The sequence below is a fragment of the Serratia sp. PL7 genome (assembly GCF_945957435.1).
The window spans coordinates 92,911-111,650 of sequence record NZ_CAMFLB010000020.1; the positions used below are offsets into that span (position 1 = coordinate 92,911).

The following is an 18,740-nucleotide window of genomic DNA, read 5'->3' on the forward strand; positions in this document are numbered from 1 at the left end:
TTACGGTTAGGCAATAAAGGATTGCAGCGTGTCGTCGAATTCTGTTTTGAACAGAGCATAGCTGAAATGTTGAGCGGGGTAGTGCCGGGCATTCTGGCTCATCTGGTTATAGGTTTCCGCCACCAGCAGTTTCTCTACCGCATCCGCGCAATCGATATGCGACAACAGCTTCGGTGTGACCAGGCTGTCGGAGAGGGGATCGTAAACCTCGTGCGGGAAATCGACCTTGATGCCGGTTAACCGCTGGTGCTCTTCAATGGACACCGTCGGCGTCAAGCCAATGCCGCAGTAGCCATCTTTCACCGCTTCCGGCTGGCCGTCTACCATGGGGAAGATCACCGGTACGCCAAAATAGAGCGACTCCATGCAGGATAAGCCGAAGGGTTCGGTGATCGGCGTGCTGATATAGATTTGTGTACGGTTGAAGAAATCTGCCACGTTATCCTGAAAGCCGCTGAAGACGACTCGATCACCGAGCTGCAGTTTGGCTGCCAGGGCTTCAAACGCTGCCCGATCCGGGCCTTTGCCCGCAATTTCCAGATAAACGTCGTGCCCACGGCGCAGCAGCTCCTGCATCATCAGCAAAGAAACGCTGATGCCTTTCAGGCTCACCAGGCGCGAGGCGGTCCCAATCCTGATCGGCTGTGCCAATGATTTTGGCGTCTCACTGATCCCGGTAGGCGTTTTGATACGGTTGATCACCACCGGGTTCGGGCAAGGCAGATGAAAACGTAGCTCCATCACCCGTTTTGAGGCATGGGAGGCGGAAATCACGCCGTCCAGCATGGCGAAGAAGCGCAACGTCTTGTGGTTTTTGGCGTAGCGCCAAGAGCAGCCATGATCGTAATAAACCAGTTTGCCACGCTTGGGCTTGGCTGCCAGTCCTGGGATCAGATCCCACACGATAATTACGTCGGCGTTTGCCCGCTCGATTTTTCTTTGCAGCAGGTATTTGCGCAGAAACTGTGGGCAACGCAAAGGGAATGAATTGAACAGCCGATTGGCGAAGGTGACCTGCTGGTTCGGCATCTGTTGGCGGATCTCTTCGCCAACTTCACCGCTGACGCAAATCACCTGGTTACTGCCGTCGTGGGTATCATTGATATACTGCAGGAACAGGCGCTCAACCCCGCCCATCTTGCCTAAATTGATAATATGCAGCTTTTTCATTCAATAACCTTTTGCAGTTCTGTCCAAACGGCGTCGGCGGTGAGGGTGGCCATGCTTTTTTCCGGCGAAATCAGTGAGTGCTGATTCTGCCCGTAACCGCCAATCAGCCCCGGATCGGTCGGGCCGAACAGGGTGATATTCGGGCGATCCAGCGCGGCGGTCAGGTGGCTGAGCCCGGTATCTACCGACACCACGGCTTTGGCCCCAGCCAGCACTTCGGCAACCTGTTGCAGACTGAGCTTGGGCAACACTTCAACGTGTTCAAACCCTTCTGCCAGCCGTAAAGCGCGTTGGCGTTCGTGCTCAGCCCCCCAAGGTAGCTTGATGTTTATTCCGCTCGGAGCGATCAGTGCGATCAGTTCGCGCCAGTTTGCCTCCGGCCAGTGTTTTTCATCCCGCGTAGTGGCGTGCAGGAACACCAGATATTGCCCGGCCTCGGTAGGAGGGGAGCTGAGAAACCGAGCGGCAATGGCGTAATCACCCGTGCTCTGCGGCTTTGCATACCCCAGGCTCTTGGCGAACAGCTCGCGAATGCGTTCCACCGCATGCTGCTGCTTGTCGACCTCATGGCGATGATTATAGAACCAACTGGCAAAAGGCTCACGGACGCTTTTGCAGTCCAGACCGTGTTTGCTGCCGTGCGCGATGCGCGTCACCAACGCCGCGCTCTTGATCAGGCCCTGTGCATCGATCACGATGTCATAGTTGCGTTCCTGGACCTGGCGCTTGAAATCGCAGCGCTGCTGGCGCGCTTCACTGCCGAACCAGTTTTTACGCCAGCGGCGAATGGCTACCGGGATCACGCGATCCACCGCCGGATGCCAGGTAGGGATCTGGCTAAACCCCTCTTCCACCACCCAATCGAAGCGGATACCGGGGATGGCCTGCATCGCGTCGGTCAAGGCCGGCAGCGTATGGAGTACATCCCCCATCGAAGAGGTCTTTACGATCAGCACCTGCATGATTATTCCTCGCTGGCGGCTAGTAACGGCGTCAGCGCGTCTAACACCTGCTGTGGCTGGATGTCGATCAGGCTCTGGTGATAACCCTGGTCGGCATCGCCTTTGCGCACCTTGTGATAGCCACTGATCAGACGGATCACCTTGGCCTGATGAGACAGCGGTGGGGTGAAGTCCGGGCTGCTCGGGCCGTACAAGGCTATCAGCGGTTTGTTCAACGCCGCTGCAACGTGCATCAAGCCGGAATCGTTACTGACTACGGCCCGGCAAGAGGCCAACAGGATCACTGCCTGTTCGAGCTGGGTTTCTCCGGCCAGGTTGAAGCAGAAATCGCGAGACTTTTCCGCCAAGGCGGCACGGATCTGCTCACCGGCTTCGTGGTCTTTGGCCGAACCAAACAGGGCGATTTGATAGCCTGCATCGATCAGCATCTGTGCCAGTGTGGCGTAATGGTAATGCGGCCAGCGTTTGGCTGGGCCGAATTCGGCACCTGGGCAAAAACCGATAATGGGCCGGTGGTCGGTGAGATTAAACGCCGAAGTGGTTTCGGCAATCTCTTCGTCACTGACCTGCAACTGTGGCCAGAGTATCGGCTGCGGCAGATCTTCAGCGCGCTGTATCCGCTGCTTGTCGTAGGCCAGCGCGACGTAGCGCTGCACCATCAACGGGAATGCCGCTTTATCCAGTACGCGGAGATCGTTGAGCAGGCCGTAGCGCATCTCGCCGCGCCAGCCGGTACGCTGTGGCACGTTGGCAAAGAAGGGCACCAGGGCAGACTTGAATGAGTTGGGCAGCACATAGGCACGGTCATAGCCATTGGCGCGTAGCGCATGGCCAAGACGGCGGCGTTCGCCCAATGCCAGGGCACCATGGCCCAGCGGCATTGCCAACGCTTGGTTGACTTCGGGCATTCGCGCCAGCAGAGGACGGCACCAGGCAGGTGCCATCACATCGATTTCTGCCGACGGGTACTCGGCCTTCAGGGTGCGGTAGAGACTTTGCGACATCATCATATCGCCAACCCACGAAGGGCCAATGACCAGTATTTTCATACCGTGAGTAACTTCCTTCAGCGCTTAAGCGGGACGATTCAACCAGGCCATGTATTCTTTCACGCCTTCGGCTACGGTTTTGAACGGTGCGTCATAACCGGCAGCGCGCAGCTTGGTTTGATCGGCCTGGGTGTAAGCCTGGTAGCGGCCTTTCAGCTTTTCCGGGAACTCAATGTATTCCACGGCACCGGACTGATGGTATTCCACTACCGCATCGGCCACCGCCTGGAAGGTTTCCGCACGGCCGGTACCGCAGTTGAAGATGCCGGATACGCCGTTTTTCCAGAACCACAGGTTGACCGCCGCCACGTCGCCGACGTAGATGAAATCGCGCTTGAAGTTTTCGCTGCCGGCGAACAGTTTTGGATTTTCGCCACGGTTGATCTGGTTGTTCAGGTGGAATGCTACGCTGGCCATGCTGCCTTTATGGCCTTCACGCGGGCCGTAAACGTTGAAGTAACGGAAGCCACACACCTGCGAATCCGCTTCTGGCAGGATCTCGCGCACGTATTGGTCGAACAGGAATTTGGAGTAACCGTAAACGTTCAGCGGCTGCTCAAACTGACGCTCTTCGATAAAGTTATCGGTGCGGCCGCCGTAGGTGGCGGCAGAAGAGGCATACAGGAACGGGATCTGACGATCCAGGCAGTAATGCAGGATGTCTTTGGAATACTGATAGTTGTTATCCATCATGTATTTGCCATCCCACTCGGTGGTGGAGGAGCAGGCACCCTCGTGGAAAATGGCGTCGATGTCACCCAGATCGTCACCGGCCATGATGCTGGCGATAAAGTCTTCTTTATCGACATAGTCAGCGATATCAAGGTCGACAAGGTTAACGAATTTGGTGCCATCTTTCAGGTTATCCACCACCAGGATATCGCGATATCCGTTTTCATTCAGTGCCTTGATGATGTTGCTGCCAATCATGCCAGCGCCGCCAGTGACGATAATCATTGGGTTTACCCCTGTATTCTTCCCGGTGGCGCACAATGCCCCACCCTATATGCTGCCTATAATAGCATTTCATGCCATTGGGAACATCGGTACGGCTCTTAATATCCCGTGCCGTTACACGATGCGCCGGTTTGCCGTGATATCTGCTGCAATTTTCAGATTCTCTGCGGCGGTATGTCGTCAGTTTGCTGGCAAAGCAGTAAAATATGCCGAAAATGCCCCTATCCTGGAGATGACCGAATGTCTGCGTCTTTTTACCAGCAGCTGGAACAGCAGCTTGCTACCACTCGCGCCGAAGGGCTGTTTAAACAAGAGCGCATTATCACTTCTGCCCAGCAGGCCGATATTTCGGTGGCCGATGGTCGCCAGGTGATCAACTTCTGCGCCAATAACTATCTCGGGCTGGCTAACCACCCGGAGCTGATCGCGGCGGCAAAGGCCGGGATGGACAGCCATGGCTTCGGCATGGCGTCGGTGCGTTTTATCTGTGGTACACAGGATAACCATAAGCAGCTGGAACAAAAGTTGGCCGATTTCCTGGGAATGGAAGATGCGATCCTCTACTCCTCTTGTTTTGACGCCAACGGTGGCCTGTTTGAAACCCTGTTGGGCCCGGAAGACGCCATTATTTCCGACGCGCTGAACCATGCCTCAATCATCGACGGTGTACGCCTGTGCAAGGCCAAGCGCTACCGCTATGCCAACAACGATATGGGCCAACTGGCTGAGCAACTGCAGCAGGCCAAGGCAGACGGTGCTCGCCACATCATGATCGCTACCGACGGGGTGTTCTCCATGGACGGCGTGATCGCCAACCTGAAGGGCGTGTGCGATCTGGCGGACCAATATGATGCGCTGGTGATGGTCGATGATTCCCACGCGGTGGGGTTTGTTGGCGCCAATGGGCGCGGGACGCACGAATACTGCGAAGTGATGGACCGCGTCGATATCATCACCGGCACTTTGGGTAAGGCGTTGGGCGGCGCTTCCGGCGGCTATACCGCAGGCAAAAAAGAGGTGGTGGAGTGGTTGCGTCAGCGTTCACGCCCTTATCTGTTCTCCAACTCGCTGGCTCCGGCCATCGTGGCAGCCTCGATCAAAGTGTTGGAACTGCTCGAAGACGGGGACGCTCTGCGCGATCGCCTGTGGGCCAATGCCAGCCTGTTCCGCGAAAAAATGACCGCAGCGGGCTTTACGCTTGCCGGGGCCGATCACGCCATCATCCCGGTGATGTTGGGTGAAGCAAAACTGGCGCAGGATTTCGCCAACGCACTGCTTAAGGAAGGCATCTACGTTACTGGTTTCTTCTACCCGGTGGTGCCAAAAGGTCAGGCACGTATCCGCACCCAGATGTCTGCCGATCACTCACCGGAGCAGATTGAACGTGCCGTTGAGGCGTTTATCCGCATCGGTAAGACGCTTGGCGTTATTGCATAAGGTAATTTGATGAAAGCATTAGCAAAACTGAAAGCGGAAGAAGGTATTTGGATGACCGATGTGCCTCAGCCTGAGCTGGGCCACAACGATGTCATGATTAAGATCCGCAAAACCGCTATCTGCGGTACTGATGTGCATATCTATAACTGGGACGAATGGTCGCAGAAAACCATTCCGGTACCGATGGTCGTTGGCCACGAATATGTGGGCGAAGTGGTCGCCATCGGCCAGGAAGTCAAAGGTTTCAGCATCGGCGATCGCGTTTCTGGCGAAGGGCACATCACCTGTGGCCACTGCCGTAACTGCCGCGGTGGCCGTACGCATCTGTGCCGCAACACCACCGGCGTGGGCGTAAACCGCCCAGGATCATTTGCCGAATATCTGGTGATCCCGGCGTTTAACGCCTTTAAAATCCCGGACAATATCTCGGACGAGCTGGCCTCGATCTTTGACCCGTTTGGCAACGCCGTGCATACCGCGCTTTCCTTCGATCTGGTTGGGGAAGACGTGCTGGTGTCTGGTGCCGGCCCGATCGGCATTATGGCCGCTGCGGTATGTAAACACGTTGGGGCACGCCACGTGGTGATCACCGATGTGAACGAATATCGCCTGGAGCTGGCGCGCAAGATGGGTGTGACCCGTGCGGTAAACGTCAGCAAAGAAAACCTGACGGATGTAATGGCCGAGTTGGGCATGACCGAAGGGTTTGACGTGGGCCTGGAGATGTCCGGCGCGCCACCGGCGTTCCGTTCGTTGCTCAATGCCATGAACCACGGCGGCCGTATTGCGATGCTGGGGATCCCACCTTCGGATATGTCAATTGACTGGACCCAGGTGATCTTCAAGGGGCTGTTTATCAAAGGGATCTACGGCCGCGAAATGTTCGAAACCTGGTACAAGATGGCGGCACTGATCCAATCTGGTCTGGATCTGACGCCGATTATCACCCACCGTTTCTCAATTGACGAGTTCCAGCAGGGCTTTGACGCCATGCGTTCCGGGCAGTCGGGGAAAGTGGTGCTGAGCTGGGATTGATGTAACGCCCCTCACCCTAACCCTCTCCCAAAGGGAGAGGGGATCGAACGAGTGTATTTGAAAGTGTTGAGTTCTGTCTTGGATGTGGAGGCGATCGAGTTTGCTGAGATGAACTCTTTACTTCCAAAAGAGCTGGGGCTAACAGCTCCCTCTCCCTGTGGGAGAGGGGCGGGGTGAGGGGAAAATGAGTTATGGCTTGGTAGGTGTTGAGCCCATCCAGTGCTGCCAATGGCGTTTGATCACCACCACGACCGGTGACTGTGCCACGCTTTCTGCAACGATGCCCAGCGCATGGCTGGCATTCGTGCCTTCCTTCGGCAATTTAACTTTGCACTGCTTGATGCCACCGGTGAACGGATTTTTCGGCTGCGGTTTGTGTGGCTTGGATGGCGGCACATAGCCGCTTCCGCTCTGCTGCGGTTCATTGAGCAGCGAGCTGGGTTTCACCAGTACGATGTCGGAGGGCAGCGTAGCCAGCATCTGTTGCAGCACTTTTACCGTTGCCGGGCGCGGATGGCCTATGGCGATGGCCGATCCGTTGCGGCGCGCCAATTCGACGGCACGATTAAACTGGCGGCGGATATCGTCCGGGTTGGCCGTATCGTCGAGGAACACCTTGCGTTTGATCACCTTCACGCCGGTGCCCGCTGCCGCATGCGTGGCCTGGCTGTTGCCGATGGTCATGCTGTCGAGAAAATAGAGATGGTAGCTTTCCAGCGCCTGCATGACCTTTTGCATGCCCGGTAGGCTGGAGGTCATGGCGCTGCCCATATGGTTATTCATACCCACCGCAAAAGGCACGTTATTCACCGCATTACGGATGATACGCTGCACTTCTTCACTGCTCATGGAGGGTTGTAAGGTATCGCGCTCCAGCGGCTGTTTGCTAAGCGGGGCCATAGGCATGTGGATCAGCACTTCGCGCCCCTGGCTATGGGCTTTGGTGGCCATCAGATGGGCGTGAGGTGCGTTGGGCAGCACGGCAACGGAGATCGCCGTCGGCATTTGCAGTACGGCGTTTTCTTCATGTGGACGATAGCCCACGTCATCGATCACGATAGAGAGCTTGCCTGCCTGTGCTGCGCTAACGAACAGCAGCGCACTCAACAACAGGGCAGTACGCGTTTTGCTATAGTACAAATCTATCTTCCCAACCACGGCTGTGGGTTAACGGCCTGACCCTGGCGACGGATTTCGAAATAGAGCGATGGCGTTCCCTGACCACCGCTGGTACCGACCAGGGCGATAGGCTGACCGGCACGCACCTGCGCCCCGACGCTAACCAAAGCACTCTGGTTGTAGCCATACAGACTCATGTCGCCCTTACCGTGTTCGACCACCACCACCAGACCATAGCCTTGCAGCCAGTCGGCCAGCAGCACGCGGCCATCGGCAATGGCTTTCACTTCGCTGCCTTCGGCCGCGGAGATCACCATGCCTTTCCAGCGTAACTCACCTTGCAACTGTTCGCCAAAGCGATGCTCTATGCGGCCACGCACCGGCCATACGGCTTGGCCCGCAGGCTGGCCTAAACCGCCGGTTCGCGCCATCAGAGAACGCTCACCTTCGCTTGGTTTATAGCTGGTGCCGGTTTTCTTCGCCTGCTGTTCTTTGACTTTGACCTGCTCACGCACCTTGGCTGCTTCACGCGCTTCGCGTTCGGCTCGGGCGCGGGCTTCACGTTCGGCACGGGCGATCTGATCGCGCAGGCGGGTTTCGTTCTGGCGCAGTTCCACCAGCCGCTGCTGATCTTTTTCCAACGAGGCTTCTAACGCGGTCAGGGTTTTTTTACGGGCGATGCGCGCCTGTTCCAGTTTTTGCTGCTGGGTTTGTTGCTCGCCAAGCAAGGATTTCTGCTGACCCTGTTTGGCCACCAGCGAGCTCTTTTGCTCTGCCAATTGCTTGCGGGTCTGCTTGAGCTGTTCAATGGACTGCTGGCGCGCTTCGTTCAGATAGCCAAAATAGGCCAGCATGCGTTCACTGCGCTGGGTTTCTTCACCGCTGAGCACCAGCTGCAAGGCGCTGTGTTGCCCCTGACGGAAGGCGGCATCGAGCTGTTTGGCGAGGATTTCCTGCTGGGTGGACTGCTGTTTTTGAAGCTTGGCGATGGAGGTGTTCAGCCCGGAAATGTCTTTGCTCAGTATGTCGAGCGTACCTTGGGTATCACGCAGCGAACGGCTGGCTTGCGCGATGGTCTTTTCCTGGAGTTTGAGCTGATTTTGCAGCGAACTGCGCTGTTGTTGCTGTTGTTTAACCGCTTTTTCTTTTTCAGCGATGCTCTGCTGAATGTCTTTGAGCTGGGATTTGTTATCTTCCGCGGCGTTGCCGGTAAATGGCAACAGCAATGCGCCAGCGAAAAACACGCTGGCGCAGATAGTGGTTAACTTCCGTGGCGCGGAGCGTTCAGGCAGCGGTTGGCTGCCTGAGTTTGCGCTTCGGGTTACCCTTGATAGTGCAAAATTCGCCTTCTCCCTCATGGGAAAGGATTATTCCACGATGAACAGCGGCTTACCAGTCATCTCTTGCGGGATTTCCATTCCCATCAGTGACAGCATGGTTGGAGCGATGTCGGACAGTTTGCCACCTTCTACCGCTTTGGCGGGTTTACCGATGTAGATCAACGGCACTGGCAAGCTGGTATGGGCGGTGTGCGCCTGGCCGGTAGCCGGATCGCGCATTTGCTCGGCGTTACCGTGATCGGCGGTGACCAGCAGTTGGCCGTCAACGGCTTTCACCGCTTCTACTACCTGCTCAATACAGTTATCCAGGGTTTCTACCGCTTTGACGGCTGCATCATAGACACCGGTGTGGCCAACCATGTCGCCATTCGGGTAGTTACAGATGATGGCGTCATATTTACCGCTGTGGATGGCTGCCAGCAGCTTTTCGGTCAGCTCGGCGGAGCTCATCTCTGGCTGTAAATCGTAGGTGGCCACTTTTGGCGAGTTGATCAGAATACGGTCTTCACCTTTGAACGGTTCTTCGACGCCGCCGTTATAGAAGAAGGTGACGTGAGCGTATTTTTCGGTTTCCGAGATGCGCAACTGGGTTTTGTCGTGCTTCATCAGCCATTCACCGAAGGTGTTGGCCAGTGAGGCTGGTGGATAGGCACAGGCGGTTTTGATGTCGGCGGCGTATTCGGTCAGCATGACAAAATCACCAAACTTGACCACTTTGCTACGTGGGAAGCCATCGAAATCGGCATTGACGAAGGCGCGGGTGATCTGGCGCGCACGGTCGGCACGGAAGTTCATGAAGATTAACGCGTCGCCGTCGTTCATCTCGGCGCTGGCTTCGCCCGCTGCCTGGATCACGGTCGGTTTAACGAACTCGTCGTTTTCGCCACGGGCATAGGCAGCCTGTAGCGCGGCCACGGCGTTGTCGGCGGTGAATTCGCCTTTTGCCTGGGTCATCAGATCGTAGGCCAGCTGTACGCGGTCCCAACGATTATCACGATCCATTGCATAGTAACGGCCGATCACCGTGGCGATACGTCCGGCACCCAGCGTGGCAAATTCGTCACTGAAACGTTTCAGTGAATTTTCAGCACTGCGCGGTGGAGTGTCGCGTCCATCCAGGAAGGCATGCAGGTAAACGGCTTTGGCTCCGCGTTGTGCGGCCAGTTTGATCATCGCCAGGATATGTTCTTCATGGCTGTGGACGCCACCAGGAGACATCAGGCCCATGATATGTACCGCTTTGCCTGCCTTCACGGCCTTGTCGACGGCGCTGGTCAGCGTTGCGTTGGTGAAGAAGTCACCGTCTTTGATCTCTTTATCCAGGCGGGTCAGGTCCTGATACACGATGCGGCCTGCGCCGAGGTTCACGTGACCGACTTCCGAGTTACCCATCTGGCCATCAGGCAGGCCGACATCCAGACCGGAAGCGGCAATCAGGGTATGTGGCTGTTGTTGCCACAGACGGTCCATGACCGGCGTTTTGGCGTTCAGGATCGCGTTGTCCTGTTGCTCTTCCCGGTGGCCGTAGCCGTCCAGGATCACCAGTACCATGGGCTTTTTCTTGCTCGACATTGCAGTAACCTCTTTATGATCGTTTTAAGTTGTGAATAGCCATCAGCCCATTGGCACTGGAATGATGGCTATTCACCCTCTGGAACCTGATGATACTACAATGTGGCCGACTAAAAAGAGCCCAAAGAGATCAAAGATGCGGTGAACAGCCTCGACTTTCTCAACGTCATGACGGTAATTTTCCAGTGTACTCCGCAGTTTCTGCATTCCCGTTTGCTTATTGGCTGTATTTGACGCATTCGGCAGGTATACTCTGAAACCTTGACTTATTTTTCCCTTAACTGACGGGAGTTGTTACACCCCATGCTGCAAGAAATTATGCAATTTGTTAGCCGGCACCCCATACTTAGTCTGGCCTGGGTCGGTCTGCTGGCTGCCGTGATCGTCATGACCTTCAAGAGCCGTTTTTCCAAGGTTAAAGAGATCGCCCGCGGTGAAGCTACTCGCTTGATCAATAAAGAAGATGCGGTAGTAGTAGATACCCGTACCCGTGATGATTTCCGCAGAGGCCATATCGCCAACGCGATCAACCTGACGGCGAGCGAGATCAAAACCGGCAGCTTCGGCGAACTGGATAAACACAAGGCCCAGCCGGTCATCGTGGTCTGTGCCAATGGTACCACCTCACGCGAACCCGCAGAAAACCTGAGCAAAGCCGGGTTTGAACAGGTCTATACCCTGAAAGACGGCATTGCCGGCTGGAGTGGGGAAAACCTGCCGTTGGCGCGTGGCAAATAAATTATAGTGTGATTGAAGGGGTTTCCATGGCTAACATTGAGATCTACACCAAGGCAACCTGCCCGTTCTGTCATCGCGCCAAGGCGCTGCTGAACAGCAAGGGAGCTGCGTTTAGCGAGATTGCCATCGATGGTGATAACGTCAAGCGTGAAGCAATGATTGCGCGCAGTGGGCGAACCACCGTGCCTCAGATTTTCATCGATGGCCAACATATTGGCGGCTGTGATGATTTACATGCACTTGATGCTCGCGGTGGGCTGGATCCGCTGCTGTAAACCAGCGGCGGTCCCACTGCCAAGATGTGGGTATTGCAACCACTGAGTGTCTCTAAGGATAGTTAACCAAGGGTATTACACACATGTCAGAACAAAACAGCACAGAGATGGCTTTCCAGATCCAACGCATTTACACCAAGGATATCTCATTCGAAGCGCCAAACGCTCCGCAGGTATTCCAGCAAGAATGGCAGCCAGAAGTTAAGCTCGATCTGGATACGGCTTCCAGCCACCTGGCAGACGACGTCTACGAAGTGGTACTGCGCGTTACCGTTACCGCCTCTCTGGGTGAAGAAACCGCATTCCTGTGTGAAGTTCAGCAGGCAGGTATCTTCTCCATCTCCGGTATCGAAGGCACGCAACTGGCACATTGCCTGGGTGCATACTGCCCGAACATCCTGTTCCCGTACGCGCGTGAGTGCATCACCAGCCTGGTTTCTCGCGGTACCTTCCCGCAGTTGAACCTGGCACCGGTAAACTTTGACGCGCTGTTCATGAGCTATTTGCAGCAGCAGGCGGAAGGCGAAAGTGCTGAACCTCATCAGGATGCCTGATGAATACCGTCAATGCTTCAATGACTGTAATCGGTGCCGGCTCGTACGGCACCGCTTTAGCCATTACGCTGGCGCGTAACGGCCACCCGGTAGTGCTGTGGGGGCATAACCCCGAGCAGATCCAGATTATGCAGCGCGATCGTTGCAATCAGGCGTTCCTTCCCGGCGTCCCTTTCCCCGATACCCTGTTGCTTGAAACCGATCTTGCTCGTGCATTAGCGGCCAGCCGTGATGTGCTGGTGGTGGTGCCTAGCCACGTGTTTGGTGACGTATTGCGTCAGTTGAAACCCCATCTGCGCCCAGATGCCCGCATCGTATGGGCGACCAAAGGTCTGGAAGCAGAAACGGGGCGGCTATTGCAAGACGTGGCTCGCGAAGCGCTGGGGGATACCATCCCACTGGCGGTCGTTTCTGGGCCAACGTTTGCCAAAGAGCTGGCGGCCGGATTGCCAACGGCGATCGCTCTGGCAGCCACCGACGAGCAGTTTGCCGAAGATTTACAGCAGCTGCTGCACTGTGGCAAAAGCTTCCGCGTCTACAGCAACCCGGATTTCATTGGGGTACAGCTGGGCGGTGCGGTGAAAAACGTGATTGCCATCGGTGCCGGTATGTCTGACGGTATCGGTTTTGGTGCCAACGCGCGTACCGCATTGATCACTCGTGGCCTGGCTGAAATGAGCCGTCTCGGCTCCGCATTGGGTGCCGATCCTTCCACCTTTATGGGCATGGCTGGGTTGGGCGATCTGGTGTTGACCTGCACGGATAATCAATCGCGCAACCGTCGTTTCGGTATTATGCTGGGGCAAGGCAAGGGCGTGCAGGAAGCGCAGGATAGCATCGGCCAGGTGGTTGAAGGCTATCGCAATACCAAAGAGGTATTGGCACTGGCGCAGCGCTTTGGCGTAGAAATGCCGATCACCGAACAGATCTATCAGGTGCTGTACTGTGATAAAAATGCCCGTGAGGCAGCGTTGACTCTGCTTGGGCGCACCAAGAAAGACGAAAAGCACAGTGCTTGACCTTGGCTGCGGTACAGCAATGTATCGCGCCGCGACAATTTGATTAGGTTACCCTGCCGGGATCAGGCGGGGTAGTCTGTTTTGGCAGAGAGGAAGCGATGTCGTCAGAAGAGTTAGAACAGGTCTGGAGCAGCATTAAATCAGAGGCGAGAGCACTGGCAGATTGTGAACCGATGCTGGCTAGCTTTTTCCACGCGACCTTGCTCAAGCATGAAAATCTGGGCAGCGCGCTCAGCTACATTCTGGCGAACAAACTGGCCAATCCGATCATGCCGGCGATTGCCGTGCGTGAGGTGGTGGAAGATGCCTATCGTTCCGACGCACAAATGATCGTCTCTGCGGCCCGCGATATTCTGGCGGTGCGGTTGCGTGACCCCGCAGTAGATAAATATTCAACGCCGTTGCTATACCTGAAAGGTTTCCATGCCTTGCAGGCGTACCGCATCGGCCATTGGTTGTGGATGCAGGGCCGCCAGGCATTGGCGATCTACCTGCAAAATCAAATCTCGGTCGCCTTTGGGGTGGATATCCACCCGGCGGCCACCATCGGCTGCGGCATCATGCTCGACCACGCCACCGGCATTGTGATCGGTGAAACCGCCGTGGTGGAGAATAACGTCTCTATCCTGCAGTCGGTAACCCTGGGCGGGACGGGCAAAACCAGCGGCGATCGCCACCCTAAAATCCGCGAAGGTGTGATGATTGGCGCGGGGGCTAAAATCCTCGGTAATATCGAAGTGGGGAAAGGGGCCAAGATTGGTGCCGGTTCCGTGGTGCTACAGCCCGTGCCACCACATACCACCGCCGCAGGCGTGCCCGCACGTATTGTTGGCCGCCCGGAAAGCGATACGCCATCGATGGATATGGACCAGTACTTCAACGGTGCCAATCACGGGTTTGAGTATGGCGACGGTATCTGAGTAACTCCTCAGTGGTAATATCCCCAAATCCCATGTAAACGCCGTGTGATGGCAATATCACACGGCGGTTTGTCGCTTACACCTTATGTTTTTCTCTCAGTGGAGCTGCGCCTTGAACCGCCTGACCGAAAAGCAGCTCCAGACTCTCTTGCTGCAAAAAAACCTCGCCAAGCAAACAGTCCCCGAAGTTTCATTAACTACTGCGCTGGCCGCTGCTTTCAAGACGATGATCCAGCAGGGTGAGTTCATCACGGGGCAACGTTTACCGGCCAGCCGTGCGTTGGCAGCCTCACTGCAGTTATCCCGAGGGACCATTGAGAACTGTTATACGGCGCTGGAAACCGAGGGATACGTCTGCAGAGAGGTGGGGCGGGGAAGCTTTGTTGCGCAAAGGCAGCAACCTTTGCTGGGTCTGACTAGTGAGCACTCAGCTGCACCTTCCGGCAGCCAGGTCACATTGAGCCGGAGATCGTCACAGCATACCAGGCCTGAATCAGGCAACCTGCCCCAGCAGCGGGCATTTGGCCCCGGCATGCCTGAAACCCGCAATTTTCCGATCCATACCTGGCTCAGGTTATATCAGCAAACCGTCAAAGAAGAGGGGTTGTCTATCTCGGCAGGCAGCAACTTGCAGGGCAATATTCACCTGCGGGAAGCCATTTGTGACTTCCTGCTGGCCGAGCGGGGCGTGAAGGCACAGGCCGATCGAATTCTGATTGTGAGCAGTACGCAACAGTCGCTGTCTTTATGTGCGCAGGTCCTGGCAGACGCTGACGATAGCGTCTTTATCGAAAATCCGGGGTATACCGGTGCGATTAAAGCCTTCCAGGCGGCACAGCTCAAGCCGATCCCGATTACTGTGGATGAACAGGGGATTTGCACCGATGAAATCATTCACTCGCAGGCTAATGCCAGATTTGTCTATGTCACCCCTTCCAACCAATATCCGACCGGTCGAGCACTTTCGCTGGCCAGGCGGTTGGCATTGATTGAGGCGGCAAAAGTTCGGGATATGTGGATCATTGAAGATGACTACGACAGCGAGTTTCATTACCAAGGCATTGCGACGGCCTGTTTGCAGGGGTTAGACCCTCATCAGCGCACCATTTATATGGGCACGTTCAGTAAAACCCTGTTTCCGGATCTGCATGTGGCTTATATGGTACTGCCAGAAGCGCTGGTAAAACCCATGACCACTGCGCGGGCGAATACGGACAGCCAGGTTTCGGGGATCGCTCAGCGCACGTTGGCAAAATTTATTATGCAGGGACATTACCGAGAACATGTCCTGACGATGAAGAAAATATATTCATCGCGTGCGGCGTTGTTTATTAACGAGATCAACAAGCACTGCGGCTTAAAGGTGAAGGTTATTGTACCTAACTGCGGCTTGCAAATACTCTGCCTGGTGGAAAGTAAACAGCTTGAGCAAGAGGTTGCCCATCGCGCTGCGCAGAATAAGTTAACCCTGAAAAGCCTTTCCGAGTTTTGTACGGCAGATATTCCCTTATCTGGCTGGCTGCTGGGCTTCGCGGCGCTGGATCCTATTGAGATAGCCTATAACGTCGAGCAGTTTTCCCAGTTGCTAACGCGCTGTTTAAACGAGATGGATACTTAGCCGCTGAAATGGTCCGGTGTCTATAGCGGATTGGTCCATTAACCCCACCCTATGGCATCGCCTATACTTGCGCCACTTTGAACATGCAGGGGTAGGACTATGTTGATGACTAAAAATGGCGTTACCATTAGGGACATAATCGCTTCAGATAGAGCGGGTTGGGAGCATCTGTGGCAGCAATATCTGCACTTTTATCGTGCCGATGTCAGCGCCGAAATCACCGAAAAAACCTTTATCCGCCTGTGCCAAAAACAGGATTTGGTCGGGCTGGTTGCCGTTAACGATCAGGGGCAGATCCTCGGTTTTATGCATTTGGTTTATCACGCCTCGACGTGGAGCGATAAAAACTATTGTTATATTGAGGATCTGTTCGTTGATAAAAGCGCGCGGGGACAAAACGTGGCGGAGAGCCTATTTACTGAAGCTTATCAACAGGCGGAAGTGAGAGAGTCAAGCCGCGTTTACTGGATGACCCAGGAGTTCAACTCCTCTGCCCGTTCGCTGTACGATAAAATCGGCCAAAGAACCTCGTTTATTATTTATAGTAAAAAATAGTACGGCGTTAATAATAAGGCGACGGGGTTTAACCGTCGCCTGTTGATTATTCCAGATAAAACACTTCACGCAGCGGTGAGCTGACCGGGCTATGATCAGGATTGCTCGGCATCACGTCGCCCATATGCTGCCACCAGCGCTGGCAGACGGCGGTGTTGGCCACTGCATCCCAACGTTCTTCTGACTCAATCTCCACATAGCCAAACAGCAGGTGGCGTGCTTCGTCCAGGAAGATGGAATAGTGGTGTGCACCGTGCTCCTTCAGCACCTGTTCCAGCTCTGGCCAGATCGGGCTGTGGCGGCGCTGGTATTCGGCGTGTGCATCTGGGTTTACCTGCATCACAAAAGCTTTACGGATCATAGGTTTTCCTTAAAGATCACAGCGCGGCTAAATACAGCGCACGAACCTGTTCGCGATCTGCCGTGCGTGGGTTGCAAGGGGCGCATGGGTCAGCCAGCGCTTTATCCAACCAGCCTTCGATATCCGCTTCCTTGATACCCAGGGCCGAGAAACCTGCCGGGATACCCACGCGCAGCGAAAGCGCGTGAATGGCGGCTATCGCCTGATGGCTGGCCTGTTCTTCGTTCATGCCTTGCGTGTCTGCCCCCATTGCCTGCGCAATACGGGCAAAGCGAGCCACGGCATTCGGGCGGTTAAACTCTTCGATTACCGGCAGCAGGATGGCATTGCAAACGCCGTGTGGCAGATTGTGGGTCGCGCCTGGCTGGTGAGCCAATGCGTGCACCAGGCCAAGCCCGGCGCTGTTGAACGCCATCCCCGCCAGGTATTGCCCATAGGCCATCATTTCCCGCGCTTGCAGGTTTTTGCCGTCATCTACCGCGGCAGGTAGCCAGGTGCTAATCAGGCGGATGGCTTCCAGCGCTGAGTGATCGGTCAGAGGATGAGCGCCCACGGAAACATAGGCTTCCACCGCGTGGGTCAGCGCGTCCATACCGGTGGCGGCAGTCACGCTGGCGGGAATATCCAACATCACCTGCGGGTCGTCCACGGCGATGTCAGGGATGATGTTGGTGTCGATGATCACTTCTTTGACGTGGCGCAGGCTGTCGATGATCACCGCGTTGCTGGTCATCTCGGCTGCGGTGCCCGCAGTGGTATTGATCGCCACCAAAGCTACGCCCGGATGTTTGACTTTGCCAACGCCGGAATAGGCGGTAGAGGGGACAGGGTTGCCGGTGAGGATTTTGATCGCCTTGGCGGTATCGATCGGGCTGCCGCCACCGAAGGCAATCAGATAGTCGCACTGCTGCTGTTTGAACGCTTGCCAGCCTTGCTGCACCAGTCCTTCGGTAGGGTTGGGAAATACCTCATTGAACATGGCATAAGGCAGAGCATGCTGCTGCATGGCGCTGAATAGCCCTTCCAGCAGGCCGAGCTCAACCAACTGACCGTCGGTGACGATCAGCGCCTTACCCCATTGCTTCTGTGCCAGCAGCTTGACCATATCTTCAATGGCGCCGCAGCCGTGCAAACTGATTTTCGGTAATGCCAGCATGAAACTCATGATATTGCTCCTGAAATGAGAAACCGTTGTGATGCGCCCGCCGTAGCGGACGCAGGGCACCGATGTCTCAATCCTTGAGCGCGGCGGCCAGTGGCGTTACGCCGAAACGCTTGGCCAGCGCCGTCAGTTGGCTGCCGGAAATGGTTTGCTTCTTGCCACCCATCGACAGCACTTTCACCATGATCTCGGCCGATTTTTCTGCGGTGTCGATCAGGCCGAAAGCGTCGTCTAGCGTTGGGCCAGAGCCGAAAATGCCATGGAACGGCCACAGTACCAGACTGTGTTCCTGCATCTGTTCGGCGGTCTGGGTGCCGATGCCGTCGGTTCCTGGCACCATCCAGGGCACGATGCCTATGCCGTCTGGGAACACCACCAGGCACTCGGTGCTGCCTTCCCACAACAGGCGGGTGAAGCTGGCGTTGTCCAATTCCTGCACAAAGCTTAGGGCGATCAGGTTGGTGGCATGGCAGTGCATGATGACGCGATCACGGCCAGAGGTGACGTTCATGCGCACGATGTGCGACTGGAAATGCGCCGCCAGTTCCGAGGTCGGAAAACCTCCCTGGGAAAGCCCCCAGTGGATGTGGTATGCGGTGCCGTTGTGGTTCAGTTGCAACAGCACCAGATTCTCTTGCGGCGCCAACTGCACGTTGCGGAAGAACTTGCCTGAACCGGTGACCAGGAACCAGCAGTTGGCCAGTTCGGTTGCCGGTTGCGTTAGCTCTACGCACCGCGGATCGGCCACGAAATCGCTACGGAAAGGCTCAACATCTTCCGCCAAAAGCCGCAGGCTGACGTTGCCGCCGTTGCGCTCATCCCAGCCTTTTAGCCACATGTCGCTGGTGGCTTTGATCATGCCCTGGACGAACCAGGAGGAAACTATCTGTTGCATTG

The 18,740-nt window shown here is 55.8% G+C and carries 19 protein-coding genes; 9 read left to right on the forward strand and 10 right to left on the reverse strand.

What is annotated here, in order from left to right; genetic code table 11:
• Nucleotides 1-6 precede the first annotated feature (6 nt).
• The 4 genes from N6G83_RS41490 to rfaD are packed head-to-tail and all read right to left on the reverse strand — an operon-like array spanning nucleotide 7 to nucleotide 4,138.
• Nucleotides 7-1,170 (reverse strand): glycosyltransferase, encoded by a 1,164-nt coding sequence (locus N6G83_RS41490; RefSeq protein WP_074029853.1) that lies wholly within the window; start codon nucleotides 1,168-1,170, stop codon nucleotides 7-9.
• A complete protein-coding gene (gene rfaC, locus N6G83_RS41495) occupies nucleotides 1,167-2,132 on the reverse strand; it encodes a lipopolysaccharide heptosyltransferase RfaC (RefSeq protein WP_211135746.1) in 966 nt (321 codons plus the stop codon). Before rfaC ends, N6G83_RS41490 begins: the two co-directional genes overlap by 4 nt.
• A gap of 2 nt (nucleotides 2,133-2,134) precedes the next feature.
• A complete protein-coding gene (rfaF, locus tag N6G83_RS41500) occupies nucleotides 2,135-3,181 on the reverse strand; it encodes an ADP-heptose--LPS heptosyltransferase RfaF (RefSeq protein ID WP_024482909.1) in 1,047 nt (348 codons plus the stop codon).
• 24 nt (nucleotides 3,182-3,205) lie between these two features.
• Nucleotides 3,206-4,138 carry an ADP-glyceromanno-heptose 6-epimerase gene (gene rfaD / locus N6G83_RS41505; RefSeq protein ID WP_021807264.1) on the reverse strand — a complete coding sequence of 311 codons (933 nt, stop codon included), beginning with the start codon at nucleotides 4,136-4,138 and terminating at the stop codon, nucleotides 3,206-3,208.
• Between the two features lie 240 nt (nucleotides 4,139-4,378).
• On the opposite strand from rfaD, the gene kbl reads away from it, so the two are divergent.
• Entirely contained in the window at nucleotides 4,379-5,575 is a 1,197-nt protein-coding gene (kbl, locus tag N6G83_RS41510; RefSeq protein ID WP_024527884.1) for a glycine C-acetyltransferase, read from the forward strand.
• A gap of 9 nt (nucleotides 5,576-5,584) precedes the next feature.
• On the forward strand, nucleotides 5,585-6,610 hold the full coding sequence (gene tdh / locus N6G83_RS41515) for an L-threonine 3-dehydrogenase (protein ID WP_021181859.1): 1,026 nt from the start codon (nucleotides 5,585-5,587) through the stop codon (nucleotides 6,608-6,610).
• A 189-nt stretch (nucleotides 6,611-6,799) separates the two neighbouring features.
• On the opposite strand, the gene N6G83_RS41520 is transcribed toward tdh, so the two are convergent.
• Genes N6G83_RS41520 through gpmM form a run of 3 tightly spaced genes read right to left on the reverse strand, consistent with a single transcriptional unit; the run spans nucleotide 6,800 to nucleotide 10,641 of the window.
• Nucleotides 6,800-7,750 carry a divergent polysaccharide deacetylase family protein gene (locus N6G83_RS41520; RefSeq protein ID WP_211135747.1) on the reverse strand — a complete coding sequence of 317 codons (951 nt, stop codon included), beginning with the start codon at nucleotides 7,748-7,750 and terminating at the stop codon, nucleotides 6,800-6,802.
• 2 nt (nucleotides 7,751-7,752) lie between these two features.
• Nucleotides 7,753-9,087: a murein hydrolase activator EnvC gene (gene envC / locus N6G83_RS41525; RefSeq protein WP_024527886.1), complete on the reverse strand. Its 1,335-nt coding sequence runs from the start codon at nucleotides 9,085-9,087 to the stop codon at nucleotides 7,753-7,755.
• A gap of 9 nt (nucleotides 9,088-9,096) precedes the next feature.
• Nucleotides 9,097-10,641 (reverse strand): 2,3-bisphosphoglycerate-independent phosphoglycerate mutase, encoded by a 1,545-nt coding sequence (gene gpmM / locus N6G83_RS41530; RefSeq protein WP_074029864.1) that lies wholly within the window; start codon nucleotides 10,639-10,641, stop codon nucleotides 9,097-9,099.
• Nucleotides 10,642-10,944: 303 nt separating this feature from the next.
• Here gpmM and N6G83_RS41535 point away from each other — a divergent pair, with 303 nt between their 5' ends.
• From N6G83_RS41535 to N6G83_RS41565, 7 genes are all read left to right on the forward strand, one after another.
• A complete protein-coding gene (locus tag N6G83_RS41535; RefSeq protein ID WP_021807259.1) occupies nucleotides 10,945-11,379 on the forward strand; it encodes a rhodanese-like domain-containing protein in 435 nt (144 codons plus the stop codon).
• A 26-nt stretch (nucleotides 11,380-11,405) separates the two neighbouring features.
• Nucleotides 11,406-11,654 carry a glutaredoxin 3 gene (gene grxC, locus N6G83_RS41540; RefSeq protein ID WP_024482902.1) on the forward strand — a complete coding sequence of 83 codons (249 nt, stop codon included), beginning with the start codon at nucleotides 11,406-11,408 and terminating at the stop codon, nucleotides 11,652-11,654.
• Nucleotides 11,655-11,737: 83 nt separating this feature from the next.
• The gene (gene secB, locus N6G83_RS41545) at nucleotides 11,738-12,208 is read left to right on the forward strand and encodes a protein-export chaperone SecB (RefSeq protein ID WP_021181865.1); all 471 of its coding nucleotides are present in this window, start codon (nucleotides 11,738-11,740) and stop codon (nucleotides 12,206-12,208) included.
• Nucleotides 12,208-13,227 (forward strand): NAD(P)H-dependent glycerol-3-phosphate dehydrogenase, encoded by a 1,020-nt coding sequence (gpsA, locus tag N6G83_RS41550; protein WP_024482901.1) that lies wholly within the window; start codon nucleotides 12,208-12,210, stop codon nucleotides 13,225-13,227. The genes secB and gpsA overlap by 1 nt, the downstream gene beginning before the upstream one ends.
• 98 nt (nucleotides 13,228-13,325) lie before the next feature.
• Nucleotides 13,326-14,147, forward strand: a complete 822-nt coding sequence (gene cysE, locus N6G83_RS41555) for a serine O-acetyltransferase (RefSeq protein ID WP_021181867.1) — start codon at nucleotides 13,326-13,328, stop codon at nucleotides 14,145-14,147.
• 112 nt (nucleotides 14,148-14,259) lie between these two features.
• Nucleotides 14,260-15,765, forward strand: a complete 1,506-nt coding sequence (locus N6G83_RS41560; protein ID WP_211135748.1) for a PLP-dependent aminotransferase family protein — start codon at nucleotides 14,260-14,262, stop codon at nucleotides 15,763-15,765.
• A gap of 99 nt (nucleotides 15,766-15,864) precedes the next feature.
• Nucleotides 15,865-16,320, forward strand: a complete 456-nt coding sequence (locus N6G83_RS41565; protein ID WP_024527889.1) for a GNAT family N-acetyltransferase — start codon at nucleotides 15,865-15,867, stop codon at nucleotides 16,318-16,320.
• 46 nt (nucleotides 16,321-16,366) lie between these two features.
• Here the strand turns inward: N6G83_RS41565 and rhaM are convergent, their stop codons facing one another.
• The 3 genes from rhaM to rhaD form a co-directional block, all read right to left on the reverse strand.
• Nucleotides 16,367-16,681 (reverse strand): L-rhamnose mutarotase, encoded by a 315-nt coding sequence (gene rhaM / locus N6G83_RS41570; protein WP_024527890.1) that lies wholly within the window; start codon nucleotides 16,679-16,681, stop codon nucleotides 16,367-16,369.
• Nucleotides 16,682-16,697: 16 nt separating this feature from the next.
• Complete coding sequence (fucO, locus tag N6G83_RS41575; RefSeq protein ID WP_211135749.1) at nucleotides 16,698-17,846, reverse strand: lactaldehyde reductase; 1,149 nt, start codon at nucleotides 17,844-17,846, stop codon at nucleotides 16,698-16,700.
• A 67-nt stretch (nucleotides 17,847-17,913) separates the two neighbouring features.
• Nucleotides 17,914-18,738, reverse strand: coding sequence for a rhamnulose-1-phosphate aldolase (gene rhaD, locus N6G83_RS41580; RefSeq protein WP_065683752.1), 825 nt, complete (start codon nucleotides 18,736-18,738; stop codon nucleotides 17,914-17,916).
• Between the last annotated feature and the right edge of the window lie 2 nt (nucleotides 18,739-18,740).

Coding starts and splice junctions, on each gene's coding strand:
- N6G83_RS41490 (WP_074029853.1), bottom strand. CDS start 1,170: ATGAAAAAGCTGCATATTATCAATTTAGGCAAGATGGGCGGGGTTGAG.
- rfaC (WP_211135746.1), bottom strand. CDS start 2,132: ATGCAGGTGCTGATCGTAAAGACCTCTTCGATGGGGGATGTACTCCAT.
- rfaF (WP_024482909.1), bottom strand. CDS start 3,181: ATGAAAATACTGGTCATTGGCCCTTCGTGGGTTGGCGATATGATGATG.
- rfaD (WP_021807264.1), bottom strand. CDS start 4,138: ATGATTATCGTCACTGGCGGCGCTGGCATGATTGGCAGCAACATCATC.
- kbl (WP_024527884.1), top strand. CDS start 4,379: ATGTCTGCGTCTTTTTACCAGCAGCTGGAACAGCAGCTTGCTACCACT.
- tdh (WP_021181859.1), top strand. CDS start 5,585: ATGAAAGCATTAGCAAAACTGAAAGCGGAAGAAGGTATTTGGATGACC.
- envC (WP_024527886.1), bottom strand. CDS start 9,087: ATGAGGGAGAAGGCGAATTTTGCACTATCAAGGGTAACCCGAAGCGCA.
- gpmM (WP_074029864.1), bottom strand. CDS start 10,641: ATGTCGAGCAAGAAAAAGCCCATGGTACTGGTGATCCTGGACGGCTAC.
- N6G83_RS41535 (WP_021807259.1), top strand. CDS start 10,945: ATGCTGCAAGAAATTATGCAATTTGTTAGCCGGCACCCCATACTTAGT.
- grxC (WP_024482902.1), top strand. CDS start 11,406: ATGGCTAACATTGAGATCTACACCAAGGCAACCTGCCCGTTCTGTCAT.
- secB (WP_021181865.1), top strand. CDS start 11,738: ATGTCAGAACAAAACAGCACAGAGATGGCTTTCCAGATCCAACGCATT.
- gpsA (WP_024482901.1), top strand. CDS start 12,208: ATGAATACCGTCAATGCTTCAATGACTGTAATCGGTGCCGGCTCGTAC.
- cysE (WP_021181867.1), top strand. CDS start 13,326: ATGTCGTCAGAAGAGTTAGAACAGGTCTGGAGCAGCATTAAATCAGAG.
- N6G83_RS41565 (WP_024527889.1), top strand. CDS start 15,865: ATGTTGATGACTAAAAATGGCGTTACCATTAGGGACATAATCGCTTCA.
- rhaM (WP_024527890.1), bottom strand. CDS start 16,681: ATGATCCGTAAAGCTTTTGTGATGCAGGTAAACCCAGATGCACACGCC.
- fucO (WP_211135749.1), bottom strand. CDS start 17,846: ATGAGTTTCATGCTGGCATTACCGAAAATCAGTTTGCACGGCTGCGGC.
- rhaD (WP_065683752.1), bottom strand. CDS start 18,738: ATGCAACAGATAGTTTCCTCCTGGTTCGTCCAGGGCATGATCAAAGCC.